The organism is Rhodococcus sp. Ni2 (genome assembly GCF_021352185.1).
GTDB lineage: Bacteria > Actinomycetota > Actinomycetes > Mycobacteriales > Mycobacteriaceae > Rhodococcus_F > Rhodococcus_F qingshengii.
On the sequence record NZ_WOXZ01000002.1, the window covers coordinates 2,688,817 to 2,703,324 of the forward strand.

Sequence of the window (14,508 nt, forward strand, 5' to 3'; positions counted from 1 at the left end):
GTGACCTACATCGAAGCGATCAAACGCTCGACACGCTCGTCGACGGAGCGGAACGGGTCCTTGCACAGCACCGTTCTCTGCGCCTGATCGTTGAGCTTGAGGTGAACCCAGTCGACTGTGAAGTCCCGGCCTGCTGCCTGGGCTGCGGTGATGAAGTCGCCCCGCAATTTGGCGCGCGTGGTCTGCGGCGGATTCTCGACGGCGTCGTCGATCGTCTCGTCCTCGGTGACCCGCTTGACCAAGCCCTTGCGCTGGAGAACGTCGAAGACGCCCCGGCCGCGTTTGATGTCGTGGTAAGCCAAGTCGAGCTGCGCGATCTTGGGATCGGACAGATCGAAACCGTGACGGTCCTGGTAGCGCTGGAACAGCTTGCGCTTGATGACCCAGTCGATCTCCGTGTCGACCTTCGCAAAATCCTGAGCTTCGACGGCGTCGAGGGTGCGACCCCAGAGATCGACAACCTGCTCCACCTGCGGGTCCGGTTCGCGGTTACGAAGATGTTCGACCGCCTTGGCGTGGTACTCGCGCTGAATATCGAGAGCACTGGCCTGACGTCCACCAGCAAGGCGAACCGGCTTTTTACCGGTCACGTCGTGACTGACCTCGCGGATGGCACGAATCGGGTTGTCCAAAGCGAAATCGCGGAACGACACCCCGGCTTCGATCATCTCGAGCACCAGTGCGGCAGAACCGACCTTGAGCATCGTCGTCGTTTCGGCCATGTTCGAATCGCCGACGATCACGTGCAGGCGGCGGTACTTCTCGGCGTCGGCATGCGGTTCGTCGCGGGTGTTGATGATCGGACGCGAGCGAGTGGTAGCCGACGAGACGCCCTCCCAGATGTGTTCCGCGCGCTGCGAGAGGCAGAACGTCGCGGCCTTCGGAGTCTGCAGTACCTTTCCGGCGCCGCAGATCAACTGGCGCGTGACGAGGAACGGCAACAAGACATCCGAAATGCGGGAGAACTCACCGGCGCGCGCGACGAGAAAGTTCTCGTGGCAGCCGTACGAGTTTCCGGCCGAGTCGGTGTTGTTCTTGAAGAGATAGATGTCGCCACCAATACCCTCCTCGGCGAGTCTCGCCTCGGCGTCGATCAGCAGTTCTTCGAGCACACGCTCACCGGCACGGTCGTGATTGACCAGCTGGATGAGGCTGTCGCACTCGGCCGTCGCGTACTCCGGGTGCGAACCCACATCCAGGTACAAGCGGGCTCCGTTACGGAGGAAGACGTTGGAGCTGCGACCCCACGACACGACACGACGGAAGAGGTAACGAGCAACCTCGTCGGGGCTCAGTCTCCTGTGCCCGTGAAAGGTGCAGGTAACGCCGAATTCCGTCTCGATACCCATGATTCGTCTCTGCACACTTCGACAGTACAACCAGAATGCGAGGTTCACCCGTGTACTTCGATCGCGTCGTAAGTCACGACTCGACAACGTCGGGCGGCAGCATAGTGTGACGGTGTGAGCCTTATTCGCCGAAAAGTTGTCCGAAGCGACGTCAAAGTCATGGAAAGCACTGGAGCACTGCGCCCTTCCGTGCTCGACCCGACCATGCGGTTTCTCTCCAGAGCCGCCGATCACGGCGTTTTGTGGATGGTTGTCGCCGCCTTGCTCGCGATGATCGGCGGGCGGCCCCGTAGGGCAGCAGCACGCGGGCTGCTCGCACTGGCCGGTTCCAGCGCGCTGGCCAACGGCATACTCAAGCCCCTCTTTCCCCGCCGACGCCCACCGGCACGCGTCTGGCTGAGCCCGAAGCGAGGCGTCGACATTCCGACGTCGTCCTCGTTCCCCTCCGGACATTCGTCTTCGGCCGCGGCATTCACCGCGGCAGTGGCCATGGAGTCCCCGGTTGCTGGAGCTGCTCTCGCACCACTGGCCGCAGCAGTGGCGTACTCACGTGTTCACAACGGAGTCCACTGGCCGTCCGACGTCTTCGCAGGCCTCGCGGTCGGCGGTGCTATCGCTGCCGGCACGCGTCGTTGGTGGGCGGTGCGGGACGAAGAGCCCGCCGAACTCGGACCCGAGTGCGTGGTTCCCGCGCTCCCGCGCGGAGAAGGCTTGTTGGTCTTCACCAATCCTGGTTCAGGCTCCGAGGACGACGGGATCGTGGAATCGATTCGAGAACTACTACCTGCGGCGATCGTCTACGAGTTCGACGCGGACATCGACTTCGACATGCAGATCGATGCCAAGATCCCCGAGCTCTCGCCGAAAGCGTTGGGTGTATGCGGCGGCGACGGAACAGTGGTCACGGTCGCGACCGCGGCGACAAAGCACGAGCTACCACTTGCGGTTTTTCCCGGCGGAACATTGAACCATTTCGCCCGCGACGTCGGGGCGGTGAATGTCGAGGAGACCGCACAGGCAGTCGAGTCCGGTCAGGCGGCATTCGTCGACCACGCGGTGGTGCGCACGGATTCCGGAGTGACTGCACGGTTTCTCAACACAGCCAGCCTCGGTGGATACCCGGATGCTGTGCGCCTGAGGGAAAAGTGGGAACCACGTTTCGGTAAGTGGCCGGCCGCGGGAGCCGCGATGATCCGGGTTCTCGCAGCGGCGGAGCCGATGACTGTCACCATCGACGAAAAGCGGACCACCATCTGGATGCTGTTCGTCGGAAACGGGCGATACTCCCCCTCCGATCAAGTGCCGATGTCGCGTCCGGAGATGAACCGTGGACTACTCGACGTCCGCTATCTGCGCGCGGACAAGAAATTCTCGCGCTCACGTCTGCTGTTTGCCGCAGCCACAGGCACATTGGGCAGCTCGCGGGTCTACGTTCGCGAACTAGTCTCTTCGATGTCGGTCCGAGTCGCCGATTCACCGGTAGCCATCGCCACCGACGGTGAAGTGGTGGCAGACGCGCGCCGGTTCGATTTCGACACCGAACCGGGCGCGGTGGCCGTCTACCGAGTCACTCAGTGACTCCAGACCTGCAGTAGCTCCCAGACCTACGGAGTATCTACGAGGGTGCGTCGCCGTTTGCCGGCGGCGCATCCTCGACTGCTGCCGGAGCTGGAAGCATCTCTTCCAAAACCGTTCCAGCGATCCGTTTGAACGCACGGCGTGGACGATTGCTGTCGAGTACGGCAACCTCGAGTGCGCTCACATCGAGAGTTCGTGGTTCCGCCTCAGTGGTTCCGGCCGGTGCCGGGCCGCCCTTTTGGAGCGCCCCGACTGCAATCCGCACTGCGGATTCGAGGTCGAGGTCTCGCTGGTACGACTCGCGCATCGCCGTCACGATCGGTTCGGTCGTGCCGCCCATGACCACGAATTCCTGCTCGTCCGCGATGGATCCGTCGTACGTGATCCGGTAGAGCTGAGCCGGCGTACTGCTTCCGAAGCGACCGATCTCGGCAACACAGATCTCGACCTCGTACGGCTTGGGCTGCTCGGTGAAGATCGTTCCCAGGGTTTGTGCGTACGCATTGGCGAGAGAACGCCCGGTTACGTCCCGACGGTCGTACGAGTACCCACGCATGTCTGCGTGGACGATGCCCGCGCGGCGCAGATTCTCGAACTCGTTGTACTTGCCCACTGCCGCGAATCCGAGACGGTCGTACAGTTCGCTGACCTTGTGCAGAGCACGCGACGGGTTCTCGGCGACAAAGAGCACTCCGTCGCGGTAGGTGAGAACGACGACGCTGCGCCCGCGGGCAATTCCCTTGCGCGCCAATTCCGAACGATCGCGCATGATCTGTTCGGCTGATGCGTAGTACGGCATCGTCATAGCGCAGACTCCCCTTCCGGACTCGCGGTCGCCGTGCGAGCCGCGACGATCTCCCGGGCGATCTCGGCAGCCCTGCTGGGCGACAACTCCACAGCGCCGGCCGAGGTGATGGTGACCGCCGTCGGATAGATCCCTCGTGTCAGATCAGGACCACCGGTAGCCGAATCGTCATCTGCCGCGTCGTAGAGCGCCTCGACGGCGAACCGAAGCGCGGTGTCCTCGTCGATTCCCGGTGAATACAGCTTCTTGAGCGCCGATTTCGCGAACAGGGAGCCGGATCCGACTGCGTGATAGCCCGCGCGCTCCTCGTATCGCCCACCGACGACGTCGTAGGAGACGATGCGACCGGCGGTGGACGGATCGACCGCGTCCAGGTCGTAACCCACGAGCAGTGGCACAACCGCCAAACCTTGCATCGCTGCTCCGAGATTTCCTCGAACCATCGACGAAAGTCGATTGGCCTTGCCGTCGAACGTGAGTGGGACGCCTTCGATCTTCTCGTAATGTTCGAGCTCGACCGCGAAGAGCCGGACCAGTTCGATTGCGATCCCGGCCGTACCGGCAATACCCGCAGCCGAGTAGTCGTCCGTGACGTACACCTTCTGCACGTCACGGCTGGCGATGAGATTGCCCATCGTCGCTCGGCGATCACCCGCGAGCAGAACACCACCCGCATAGCTGATCGCGACGATGGTGGTGCCGTGCGGAGCTACGTCTCCCCCGCCCATGACAACACCTCCTGTGTCGGCGAAGCGGTTCTGCGGAAGATGCTCCGGTGCATGCACCCGAAGGTATTCCGAGAATGACGACAGATTCGAGCCGAAGCTCAACCGTGTGTCCCCGTCTGTGATCCGGGGCGCGCGATCCACCGTCACTGGCCGCCCTTCTGGACGTAGGCACGGACGAAGTCCTCGGCGTTCTCTTCCAACACGTCGTCGATCTCGTCGAGCAGGTCGTCGGTTTCTGCAGCGAGCTTCTCGCGACGTTCCTGGCCGGCACTGCCGTCGCCACCAGTGGTTTCGTCGTCTTCGCCGCCACCGGCACGCTGCGTCTGTTCTTGAGCCATCGCCGTCGACCTCCTTGTGTGAAGGGAGCTCTCGCGAGCATCCTGTTCGGCCCAGCAGAGTCGGTAACTGATCCCGCTCGGACCTTCACCCTACCGAGCGGCACCGTCAGGTGTGGAGAGACGCGACGGCGAGCCGCATCGGCTGATTTCAGTGAGTGAGCTGATCAACCAGTTCCGCGGCGCTGTCCACGGAGTCGAGCAACGCTCCGACGTGCGCTTTGGTACCTCGAAGCGGCTCGAGGGTGGGGATACGGATCAACGATTCACCGCCGAGATCGAAGATGACCGAATCCCAGCTCGCGGCCGCGATATCGGCCCCGAATCGGCGTAGGCACTCGCCCCTGAAGTATGCGCGAGTGTCGGTGGGAGGGTTCGTGACCGCGTCGAGAACCTGCTGTTCGGTGACAAGCCGCTCCATGGAGCCGCGAGCAACCAGGCGGTTGTACAGGCCCTTGTCGAGTCGCACGTCGGAGTACTGCAGATCCACCAGATGCAATCGCGGCGCCGACCACGCGAGTCCCTCACGATTGCGGAACCCTTCGAGCAGACGCAGTTTGGCCGGCCAGTCGAGGATGTTGGCGCACTCCATGGGATCGCGCTCGAGGAGATCGAGAACCATCGCCCACTTGGCGACGATATCGTCCGCTCGCGGATCACGATCGGTCTCACGGTCGAGGAACTTCGAGACACGTTCGAGGTAAATGCGTTGCAGCGCAAGCCCTGTCAGTTCACGTCCGTCGGCCAGCGCAACGGTCTTGCGCAGAGTGGGGTCGTGACTGATGTGGTGGACGGCCGTGACCGGACGCGCCAGTTGCAGATCGGTGAGGTCGACACCTGCCTCGATCAGGTCGAGTACCAGCGCCGTTGTTCCAACCTTGAGGTACGTCGACATCTCCGCGAGGTTCGCGTCACCGATGATGACGTGCAGGCGGCGATACTTGTCCGCATCCGCGTGCGGTTCGTCGCGGGTGTTGATGATTCCGCGCTTGAGAGTGGTCTCGAGGCCTACTTCGACCTCGATGTAGTCGGATCGCTGCGAAAGCTGGAATCCGGCCTCGTCGCCGGACTGACCGAGACCCACACGACCGGAACCGCAGATCACCTGCCGGGACGCGAAAAACGGCGTCAATCCTGTCACGATCGAGGCGAACGGGGTCTCACGTGAGCAGAGGTAGTTCTCGTGCGTGCCGTACGAGGCACCCTTGCCGTCGACGTTGTTCTTGTACAGCTGGAGCCGAGGCGCACCCGGCACGCTGGATGCGTGCCGCGCAGCCGCTTCCATGACGCGTTCGCCGGCCTTGTCCCAGATCACGGCGTCGAGCGGGTCGGCGACCTCGGGCGCCGAATACTCCGGATGTGCGTGGTCGACGTACAACCGTGCCCCGTTGGTGAGAATCATGTTCGCGGCGCCGATCTCGTCCGCGTCGATCACCGGCGCGGGACCGCTCATTCGCCCCAGATCGAAGCCTCGGGCATCTCGCAGCGGAGATTCGACCTCGTAATCCCAGCGTGTGCGCTTGGCCCGTGGCACGCCCGCTGCGGCGGCGTAGGCAAGCACCGCCTGGGTTGAAGTGAGAATCGGATTCGCCGACGGCTCACTGGGTGAAGATATTCCGTATTCGACCTCGACACCGATGATCCGCTGCATGACACAAGAGCCTATGTGATTGCGGCGCGGCACCCACAGGCGTGGCACAGTTGGAGGAATGCACCAACCTCTCACCGCAGACCTGAATCCCGCGGACGAGGTAGTCGCCGTGTACGACCGGACGGGTAATCCGATCGGCCGAGCACCACGTTCCGTCGTCTACTCGGGTGCGCTCTGGCACGCGAGTGCGGGCGTCCTGGTTCGTACCGGGGACGGCTCCCGCATCTACGTCCATCGCCGAACCGACACGAAAGCGGTGTTCGGGGGCTATCACGACTGTCTGGCCGGAGGTGTCGTCGATCCAGGTGAGACGCCGCAGGAAACTGCGATCCGTGAAGTCGGTGAAGAACTCGGAATCTTCGGAACGGCAGACCAGCCACTCCAACTGACGGAGATCGCTCGAAAATCCTGGGACGGCGAGTGGAACAACTCTCCGTTGCGCTGTCACCTGTTTGCGTTCGAACTCAGATACGACGGGCCGATGGCACATCAGCCCAGCGAGATCGCCGAAGGTTGGTGGTGGACGCCGAAAGAACTCGGCGCCCACCTGCAGGACCCGTCGTGGCCGTTCGTTCCGGACTCACGCGCGCTGCTGGCCGACTATTGCTGGAGCTGAACACCGCTGGGACTGAACACCGCTGGGACTGAACACTGGTGGGACCTGTGATCAGCCCGGGGTGATCGCCGAGAGCCAAGCAGCGAACGCGCTGGGGTTGCGGGTCTGCGCGAGAACGCGACCGGGTCCGGTGAAGTCGAAGACAAATCCTTCACCGGACTTCATCGACTGAATGGTGCGCCCCTGAACGGCGCGCCGCATGTTGAAATTCATGCCGAGGTCGTAGGCGACCACGTGACCGGTATCGATCGTGACTGTCTCGCCTGGCTGCAAGTCGATGACGTCGATCGCGCCGTAGACGGCCAGCACTACTTCACCGTCGCCACTTGCCCGCAGGCCGAAGCCTCCCTCACCGCCGAAGAGGTTGGACATGCCGCCCCACTTGGACTCGACCGTCACACCGTAGGAGTTGGCCAACCAGGTTCCACGGTTGAGGAAGAACGGGCGATCAGAGGTGATGGTCAGCGGAATCAGATCTCCGGGAAGCACGCCAGTCACGTCGACCCAACCACCTTGCGGCGGAGCGGTATACGTCGTGACGAAAAATGATTCGCCGCTCAGCATCGACCGCTTGAGTCCCTGCAGGACGCCGCCCTGCGCCTTCGCTTCGAGTACTACGCCGGCAGAATGCGCGAGCATCGCCCCGCTCTCCACGCGCAGCGGTTCGCCGGGCGCGAGGTAGCAGCGAGCGACTGTGGACGACGGATTGTGTCGAAGATGTATCTGCACGGCGGGACTCTAAACCAGCGCGACCGACCGGTCCAATCGCAACGAGTCAACGGCAGCGACGCAGAGATCGGGCCGACAACTCTCGCGGAGTGGCCGGCCCGATCGATGTTCGTTTCGCTACAGGTACTGGCCCGTGTTCGACTCCGTGTCGATCGCGCGGCTTGCACTGGCGTTCTTGCCCGTGACGAGAGTGCGGATGTAGACGATCCGCTCCCCCTTCTTGCCCGAAATACGTGCCCAGTCATCAGGATTGGTGGTGTTGGGCAGATCCTCGTTCTCGGCGAACTCGTCGACGATGGAATCGAAGAGGTGCTGCACACGCAAGCCCGGAGCACCGGTGTCGAGCACAGACTTGATCGCGTACTTCTTGGCGCGGTCGACGATGTTCTGGATCATCGCCCCCGAGTTGAAGTCCTTGAAGAACAGAACTTCCTTGTCGCCGTTGGCGTACGTGACCTCGAGGAAACGATTCTCTTCGCTCTCCGCGTACATGCGATCGACGACGCGAACGATCATCGCCTTCAAGCATGCAGTGCGATCTCCACCGAACTCGGCGAGGTCGTCCGCATTGATCGGCAGACCGTCCACCAGGTACTTCGAGAAGATGTCCTGAGCCGATTCCGCGTCGGGGCGCTCGATCTTGATCTTCACGTCCAGTCGGCCGGGACGCAGGATGGCCGGGTCGATCATGTCCTCACGGTTGGAGGCGCCGATGACGATGACGTTCTCGAGCCCTTCCACGCCGTCGATCTCGCTGAGCAGCTGCGGAACAACCGTTGTCTCGACGTCGGAGGAGACTCCCGAACCACGGGTACGGAAGATCGAGTCCATCTCGTCGAAGAAGACGATCACCGGCGTGCCCTCGGACGCCTTCTCACGAGCACGCTGGAAGATCATCCGGATGTGACGCTCGGTTTCGCCGACGAACTTGTTCAGAAGTTCCGGGCCCTTGATGTTCAGGAAGTATGACTTGGCGTCCTTGCTGTCCTGACCGCGAGCTTCGGCGATCTTCTTGGCCAACGAGTTGGCGACGGCCTTGGCGATGAGCGTCTTGCCGCAACCAGGCGGACCGTAGAGCAGTACACCCTTCGGCGGCCTCAGCGAGTACTCGTGGAACAGATCCTTGTGGAGGAACGGGAGTTCGACGGCATCACGGATCTGCTCGATCTGACGCCCGAGACCACCGATGTCGTCGTAGTGAACGTCCGGAACTTCCTCGAGAACCAGATCTTCGACCTCGGCCTTCGGGATGCGCTCGAAGGCGTACCCGGCCTTGGTGTCGACGAGCAACGAGTCGCCCGGACGCAGTTTCCTGGTCGGAGAATCGGCGTCGTACGCGATGATGTCGGCTTCGGGGTCGGCGAAGACTGCCGCCAACGGTGCTGCGAGCCAGACGATGCGCTCTTCGTCGGCATGGCCGACCACCAGTGCGCGCAAGCCGTCGTCGAGTACCTCACGGAGCGTGCTGATCTCACCGACCTGCTCGTAGGTGCCGGCCTCGACGATGGTGAGTGCCTCGTTGAGGCGAACCGTCTGCCCGAGGGCGAGGGTGTCCGTGTCGATGTTCGGTGAGCACGTCAACCGCATCTTGCGACCCGACGTGAACACGTCGACGGTCTTGTCCTCGTGTACCGAGAGAAGGACTCCGTAACCGCTCGGCGGTTGACCGAGTCTGTCGACTTCTTCACGAAGCGCGATGAGCTGCTGACGGGCCTCTTTGAGGGTGTCCATCAACTTGCTGTTTCGGATGGACAACGAGTCCACCTTCGACTCCAGCTCACGCACCTGCTCCGGCGATTGTGCAAGTTGTCGGCGCAGTACTTGTGCTTCCACTCGTAGCGCGTGGAGTTCTTCTGCTGCCGCAACCGAATCCGGGTTCTCTGTCGAGCTCATGTGCGTCTCCTCCCAGTGCGATCCATCAACGCTACCGGCATAAGGCCCCAACTGTCGCCAGACACGGTGCGCGAGTGCGAATTCACACCTGCGCGCGGACCGTGCCGACTGGTCTCGAGCCAGAATTTGGTCATGTTAGCCTTGCCTACAAGATGGAGACAGCGCCTGTCTCTCTTTACAACGAAAGGTAACGCTGTGATCATCCGCAAGACTCTCATCAGCGCTTGTGCTGTCGCTGCCGTCCTGACCATGGGTGCATGCAGCTCGGACGACAACAAGGATTCGACGGCTGCAAGTTCTACTTCCGCCGCCGCCTCGAGCACCACGGCCAAGGCCTCGGCTTCCGCCACGACGTCAGCTGCCGCTGCCGCAGCGGCTCCGACGGCCGAGGAGCTCAACGCTTCGCTCGTCGCTCTGATCGATCCGGCCAAGCCGATCGAGGAGAAGACCGCTCTGGTGGTCGACGGAACCAAGCGTCAGGCCAACATCGAGACGATGAGTGCTGCGCTGGGCGGTAACCCGGCCTACGCGATCACGTTCAACGTGGACAACGTAAAGGTCGACGGTCAGACCGCAACCGCAGACGTCGCCGTCGTCAGCCCGCACGGCGCCGCCCCGGCCACCCCGTGGACCTGGGAGCTCGAAGACGGCTCCTGGAAGCTGTCCGACACCTCGGCTTGCGTGCTCCTGGAAATGGGCCGCGCTTCCTGCACCGCATAACTTCCAGCTACGACAAGAGCGGCGATCCGGATACCGGATCGCCGCTCTTGTTGTTTTCGTGTGACTACTTGGCCGCGGTGTTCGAGCCCTTGCCCGCACGCCGCTGCGGCTTCGGGGTGACAGTTCCTTCGGCGAGACGACGAGCGCTCACGAGGAACGCGGTGTGGCCTTGCATCCGATGTTCGGGGCGCACCGCCAATCCGACGACGTGCCAACCGCGCACGATCGATTCCCACGAGCGGGGCTCGGTCCAGCATTCCTGCTCCCGCATCGCCTCGACGACCTTCGAGAGCTGAGTAACGGTCGCGACGTAGACGATCAACACGCCGCCCGGCACGAGTGCCTGCGAGACGGCGGGCAGGACGTCCCACGGGGCCAGCATGTCGAGTACGACGCGATCGACCTTGCCTCCGTGCGCTTCCGGATCGAACTCGGCGAGATCGGCGATGGTCAGTTCCCAGTTCGGCGGACGTTCCCCGAAGAAGGTCTCGACGTTGCGAACCGCATGTTCGGCATGATCGTCGCGGACCTCGTAGGAGATGACCTTGCCCTCGGGTCCGACGGCACGCAGCAGCGAACATGTCAGTGCGCCGGAGCCGGCTCCGGCCTCGAGCACGCGTGCCCCTGGGAACACGTCGCCTTCGTGGACGATCTGAGCTGCGTCCTTCGGGTAGATGACCTGGGCACCGCGCGGCATGGACAGCACGTAGTCCACCAGCAGGGGGCGCAGTGCGAGATAGGGCGTGCCGTTGACCGACTTGACGACGCTGCCCTCGTCGGCACCGATCAGATCGTTGTGAACGATTCCGCCCTTGTGGGTGTGGTATTCGCGGTTCGCCTCGAGAACGATCGTGTAGTGGCGTCCCTTGCCGTCGGTCAGCTGTACTCGGTCGCCGACGCGGAACGGACCTGACGGCCGCTTGCCCGGCGCAGTGAGATCAGCTTCTGGAAGCTCTTGTTCGGGAATCTCGGCGACAGCGGACTGCACAACCTCATCCACTTCGGTCGTGCCTTCTTCTGGTTGCAGCTCGTTCGCCATGCGCAGATGATCCCTGTTCGCTTGTTTCCGGTGTCCTCGCCACCGGCTCCGACGGAGTTGTCGGACCAACCGCATAGCCTGCCAGGTGTGAGCTCTGTCGAATTGCCAACCCCCACTCCAACGGGTGCAACATCACACGAGCGCCCGCGTAGTCGGCCGGCGCTCTCTCCGTCTCGGGCGGGTGACTACAAACAATGCCCCCTGCTCTATCGCTTCCGAGCAGTCGACAGAATTCCGGAAACGCCAACCAGAGCCCAGGTCAGAGGCACCGTCGTACACGCGGCACTGGAAGCACTGTTTGCACTCCCGACCGGTCACCGGGTTCCCGATCGCGCAGCCGAACTCGTCCGTCCCGCGTGGGAACGTGTCAGTGCCGAGTCTCCCGAGGCCGCTGACCTTGTTCCGGAGGGCGAGCTGGATTCGTTCCTCGACGAAGTCGGCAAGCTCGTCGCGACGTACTACACGCTCGAAGATCCCACTCGATTCGATGCCGAGGCGTGCGAGGTCTACGTCGAGACCGAATTAGAGAACGGCGTTCGACTCCGCGGCTTCGTCGACCGGATAGACGTTGCACCGACGGGTGAGGTGCGGGTGGTCGACTACAAGACCGGAAAAGCGCCTCGCGAGTTCACCGAATCCAAGGCGCTCTTCCAGATGAAGTTCTACGCGCTCGTACTGCTGCGCACTCGCGGAATCGTTCCCGCACAACTGCGCCTGATCTATCTGGCCTCCGGCTCGATTCTCACGTACGCCCCGGATCACGACGAGCTCATCCGATTCGAGCGAACCCTCTCCGCCATCTGGAAAGCGATCCTCGCAGCAGGTGCGACCGGAGACTTCAGACCCAAGCCTGGCAAACTGTGCGACTGGTGCGATCACAAGTCACTGTGCCCCTCGTTCGGCGGAACACCTCCGCCGTATCCAGGTTGGCCGGACCTGCTGAGCACCGAACCTGTTGCCGCAAAGGAGAATTCATAACATGACGGACAGTTCGTACTACCGCTACCTCGGAACGACGGAGGAAGGGCACGAGCGGTTCGCGAGCACGCAGGCAACTGTCAGCATCTGGGGCCCGACACTGCAGCACGGCGCTCCCCCGTCGGCGCTGTTGGTACGAGCCCTCGAGCGGTGCGGTGCGCGCGACGAAACCCGTCTGACGCGCGTCGTCGTCGAGATTCTCGGACCGATTCCGATTGCCGACCTCGAAGTCCGGTCCTGGATCGAACGACCCGGTCGCCGAATCGAATTGATCGTCGCCGAACTGTGGGCAACCACCGCCGACGGATCTGCACGCGCGGTTGCGCGCGGTACGGCGTGGCGGATGGAGACGGTGGATACCGGCGACGTCGTCCACGTAGTCGATCCCCCGCTCGAACCCCGCGACAGCGGCACCCCGGGCGTTCTCGAGGGTCTGTGGAGCGTCGGCTATCTCAAGACCCTCGACTGGTCCTGGATTGCTCCGATCGGGTGCGTGGGAACCGGCAAGGTATGGGCGCGCCCCAAGCCAGAGCTGGTCGAGGGTGAGAAGATGTCTGCTCTCGAGCGTTTGTTCGCGGTGGCCGACATCTCAAACGGGGTCGGCGCCAAGCTCGACCCGGAGCACTGGACGTTTCTCAACACAGATCTCACGGTGCATATCTTCCGTGTGCCCGAGGGAGAGTGGGTCGGTGTCGCCGCCGAAACCACAACGGGTCCGGACGGCGTCGGCATGTGTGCGGGCGTGCTCTACGACGAGCAGGGTGCCGTGGGCCGTATCGCCCAGACTTTGCAGATTCGCGCCCGTTCCTGATTTCCAGGAACGGGCGCGAATGCGCGTAAATCTATTCAGGCAGTGATCAGAAAGCGCGTACCGAGCGGATGTTCGACGCGAGGATGGCCTTGGCACCGAGTTCGGCCAAGGCATCCATCACCTGGTTGTGTCCCTTGATCGGGACCATCGCGCGAACCGCGACCCAGTCGGGATCGGCCAACGGTGAGAGGGTCGGCGATTCCATACCGGGAGTCATCTTGATGGCGTCGTCGAGGATGGTGCGCGGGCAGTCGTAGTCGATCATCAGATTCTGCTGCGCGAAGACAATTCCGCGTACGCGTTCGATGAGCTGGTTGCGGGCGGGATCGTCCTGCGGAGCGCCGGTGCGCTCGATCAGGACACCTTCGGAATCGCAGAGCGATTCACCGAAAGCCACGAGGTTGTGTTGGCGGAGAGTACGACCCGATCCGACCACGTCGGCGATCGCGTCGGCGACGCCGAGCTGAATCGAGATTTCCACTGCTCCGTCGAGACGGATGACGGTGGCGTCGAGTCCGCGATCTGTGAGGTCCTTACGGACCAGGTTCGGGTACGACGTTGCAATGCGCAGGCCGGACAGATCCTCGACGGCCCAGTCCTTGCCGGCCGGTGCTGCGTAACGGAACGACGAACGGCCGAAGCCCAGTGACAGACGCTCGGATACGGGAGCACCCGAGTCGCCGGCGAGATCACGACCGGTGATGCCGAGATCCAGCTCACCGGAGCCGACGTAGATCGCAATGTCCTTGGGGCGCAAGAAGAAGAACTCGACCTGATTGGCCGGATCGAGGACTGTCAGATCACGGGAATCGGTGCGTCGACGGTAACCGGCCTCGCTGAGAATCTCGGCGGCGGACTCGGACAGTGAGCCTTTGTTGGGAACTGCTACGCGCAGCATGGTGGATGTCCTTTCGGAAGGTGTGGGTGACGTGAGACGACATGAATCGGAAGCCCTGGACGAGCGAGACGGAGTACATCTCGCTGGTCAGCTCCGATCACAGATGTCGGTACACGTCCTCGAGGGTCAGTCCGCGACCGACCATCAACACCTGCGTCCAGTACAGCAGCTGGGAAATTTCCTCGGCTAGCTGCTCATCGCTCTGGTATTCCGCAGCGATCCACACTTCACCGGCTTCCTCGATGACCTTTTTGCCCTGAGCATGCACACCGGCGTCGAGGGCGGCGACAGTGCCGGACCCCTCGGGGCGAGTAGCAGCGCGCTCGGTCAATTCGGCGAACAAGGATTCGAAGGTCTTCACGGGTAGCTATTCTTTCA

At 62.8% G+C, this 14,508-nt stretch carries 15 protein-coding genes; 5 read left to right on the forward strand and 10 right to left on the reverse strand.

Going from position 1 to position 14,508, the window contains the following annotated elements:
- Positions 1-5 precede the first annotated feature (5 nt).
- The gene (gene pafA, locus GN300_RS25985; RefSeq protein ID WP_007729869.1) at positions 6-1,364 is read right to left on the reverse strand and encodes a Pup--protein ligase; all 1,359 of its coding nucleotides are present in this window, start codon (positions 1,362-1,364) and stop codon (positions 6-8) included.
- 144 nt (positions 1,365-1,508) lie between these two features.
- Here pafA and GN300_RS25990 point away from each other — a divergent pair, with 144 nt between their 5' ends.
- Positions 1,509-2,927, forward strand: a complete 1,419-nt coding sequence (locus GN300_RS25990) for a bifunctional phosphatase PAP2/diacylglycerol kinase family protein (protein WP_197487743.1) — start codon at positions 1,509-1,511, stop codon at positions 2,925-2,927.
- A gap of 37 nt (positions 2,928-2,964) precedes the next feature.
- Here the strand turns inward: GN300_RS25990 and prcA are convergent, their stop codons facing one another.
- From prcA to dop, 4 genes are all read right to left on the reverse strand, one after another.
- On the reverse strand, positions 2,965-3,732 hold the full coding sequence (prcA, locus tag GN300_RS25995; RefSeq protein ID WP_003945006.1) for a proteasome subunit alpha: 768 nt from the start codon (positions 3,730-3,732) through the stop codon (positions 2,965-2,967).
- A complete protein-coding gene (prcB, locus tag GN300_RS26000) occupies positions 3,729-4,607 on the reverse strand; it encodes a proteasome subunit beta (RefSeq protein ID WP_030536341.1) in 879 nt (292 codons plus the stop codon). The genes prcA and prcB overlap by 4 nt, the downstream gene beginning before the upstream one ends.
- A complete protein-coding gene (locus GN300_RS26005; RefSeq protein WP_003944925.1) occupies positions 4,604-4,798 on the reverse strand; it encodes a ubiquitin-like protein Pup in 195 nt (64 codons plus the stop codon). Before GN300_RS26005 ends, prcB begins: the two co-directional genes overlap by 4 nt.
- Before the next feature lie 148 nt (positions 4,799-4,946).
- Complete coding sequence (gene dop, locus GN300_RS26010) at positions 4,947-6,446, reverse strand: depupylase/deamidase Dop (RefSeq protein ID WP_003944852.1); 1,500 nt, start codon at positions 6,444-6,446, stop codon at positions 4,947-4,949.
- A 58-nt stretch (positions 6,447-6,504) separates the two neighbouring features.
- On the opposite strand from dop, the gene GN300_RS26015 reads away from it, so the two are divergent.
- Positions 6,505-7,062 (forward strand): NUDIX domain-containing protein, encoded by a 558-nt coding sequence (locus GN300_RS26015; protein WP_063316382.1) that lies wholly within the window; start codon positions 6,505-6,507, stop codon positions 7,060-7,062.
- 51 nt (positions 7,063-7,113) lie between these two features.
- On the opposite strand, the gene GN300_RS26020 is transcribed toward GN300_RS26015, so the two are convergent.
- Both GN300_RS26020 and arc read right to left on the reverse strand, forming a co-directional pair.
- On the reverse strand, positions 7,114-7,791 hold the full coding sequence (locus GN300_RS26020; RefSeq protein WP_003944961.1) for a TIGR00266 family protein: 678 nt from the start codon (positions 7,789-7,791) through the stop codon (positions 7,114-7,116).
- 117 nt (positions 7,792-7,908) lie between these two features.
- On the reverse strand, positions 7,909-9,684 hold the full coding sequence (gene arc / locus GN300_RS26025) for a proteasome ATPase (protein ID WP_003944870.1): 1,776 nt from the start codon (positions 9,682-9,684) through the stop codon (positions 7,909-7,911).
- Between the two features lie 195 nt (positions 9,685-9,879).
- Between arc and GN300_RS26030 the strand changes: the two genes are divergently transcribed.
- Complete coding sequence (locus tag GN300_RS26030; RefSeq protein ID WP_003944789.1) at positions 9,880-10,404, forward strand: hypothetical protein; 525 nt, start codon at positions 9,880-9,882, stop codon at positions 10,402-10,404.
- 64 nt (positions 10,405-10,468) lie between these two features.
- On the opposite strand, the gene GN300_RS26035 is transcribed toward GN300_RS26030, so the two are convergent.
- Positions 10,469-11,392, reverse strand: a complete 924-nt coding sequence (locus GN300_RS26035; protein ID WP_042919726.1) for a tRNA (adenine-N1)-methyltransferase — start codon at positions 11,390-11,392, stop codon at positions 10,469-10,471.
- Between the two features lie 138 nt (positions 11,393-11,530).
- Between GN300_RS26035 and GN300_RS26040 the strand changes: the two genes are divergently transcribed.
- Together GN300_RS26040 and GN300_RS26045 are read left to right on the forward strand one after the other, a co-directional pair.
- Positions 11,531-12,421 (forward strand): RecB family exonuclease, encoded by an 891-nt coding sequence (locus GN300_RS26040; RefSeq protein WP_370852750.1) that lies wholly within the window; start codon positions 11,531-11,533, stop codon positions 12,419-12,421.
- Between the two features lies 1 nt (position 12,422).
- Positions 12,423-13,232, forward strand: coding sequence for a thioesterase family protein (locus GN300_RS26045; protein ID WP_003944950.1), 810 nt, complete (start codon positions 12,423-12,425; stop codon positions 13,230-13,232).
- Positions 13,233-13,278: 46 nt separating this feature from the next.
- Here GN300_RS26045 and hisG read toward each other — a convergent pair whose 3' ends face one another.
- The gene (hisG, locus tag GN300_RS26050; RefSeq protein WP_003944905.1) at positions 13,279-14,130 is read right to left on the reverse strand and encodes an ATP phosphoribosyltransferase; all 852 of its coding nucleotides are present in this window, start codon (positions 14,128-14,130) and stop codon (positions 13,279-13,281) included.
- 97 nt (positions 14,131-14,227) lie between these two features.
- Positions 14,228-14,491, reverse strand: coding sequence for a phosphoribosyl-ATP diphosphatase (locus GN300_RS26055; RefSeq protein ID WP_003944933.1), 264 nt, complete (start codon positions 14,489-14,491; stop codon positions 14,228-14,230).
- Positions 14,492-14,508: the final 17 nt, after the last annotated feature.

What these genes read in the sequence shown, in the direction of transcription:
- GN300_RS25990 (WP_197487743.1), top strand. Translation starts at nt 1,509, where the DNA reads ATGGAAAGCACTGGAGCACTGCGCCCTTCCGTGCTCGACCCGACCATG.
- prcA (WP_003945006.1), bottom strand. Translation starts at nt 3,732, where the DNA reads ATGACGATGCCGTACTACGCATCAGCCGAACAGATCATGCGCGATCGT.
- GN300_RS26005 (WP_003944925.1), bottom strand. Translation starts at nt 4,798, where the DNA reads ATGGCTCAAGAACAGACGCAGCGTGCCGGTGGCGGCGAAGACGACGAA.
- dop (WP_003944852.1), bottom strand. Translation starts at nt 6,446, where the DNA reads ATGCAGCGGATCATCGGTGTCGAGGTCGAATACGGAATATCTTCACCC.
- GN300_RS26015 (WP_063316382.1), top strand. Translation starts at nt 6,505, where the DNA reads ATGCACCAACCTCTCACCGCAGACCTGAATCCCGCGGACGAGGTAGTC.
- arc (WP_003944870.1), bottom strand. Translation starts at nt 9,684, where the DNA reads ATGAGCTCGACAGAGAACCCGGATTCGGTTGCGGCAGCAGAAGAACTC.
- GN300_RS26045 (WP_003944950.1), top strand. Translation starts at nt 12,423, where the DNA reads ATGACGGACAGTTCGTACTACCGCTACCTCGGAACGACGGAGGAAGGG.
- hisG (WP_003944905.1), bottom strand. Translation starts at nt 14,130, where the DNA reads ATGCTGCGCGTAGCAGTTCCCAACAAAGGCTCACTGTCCGAGTCCGCC.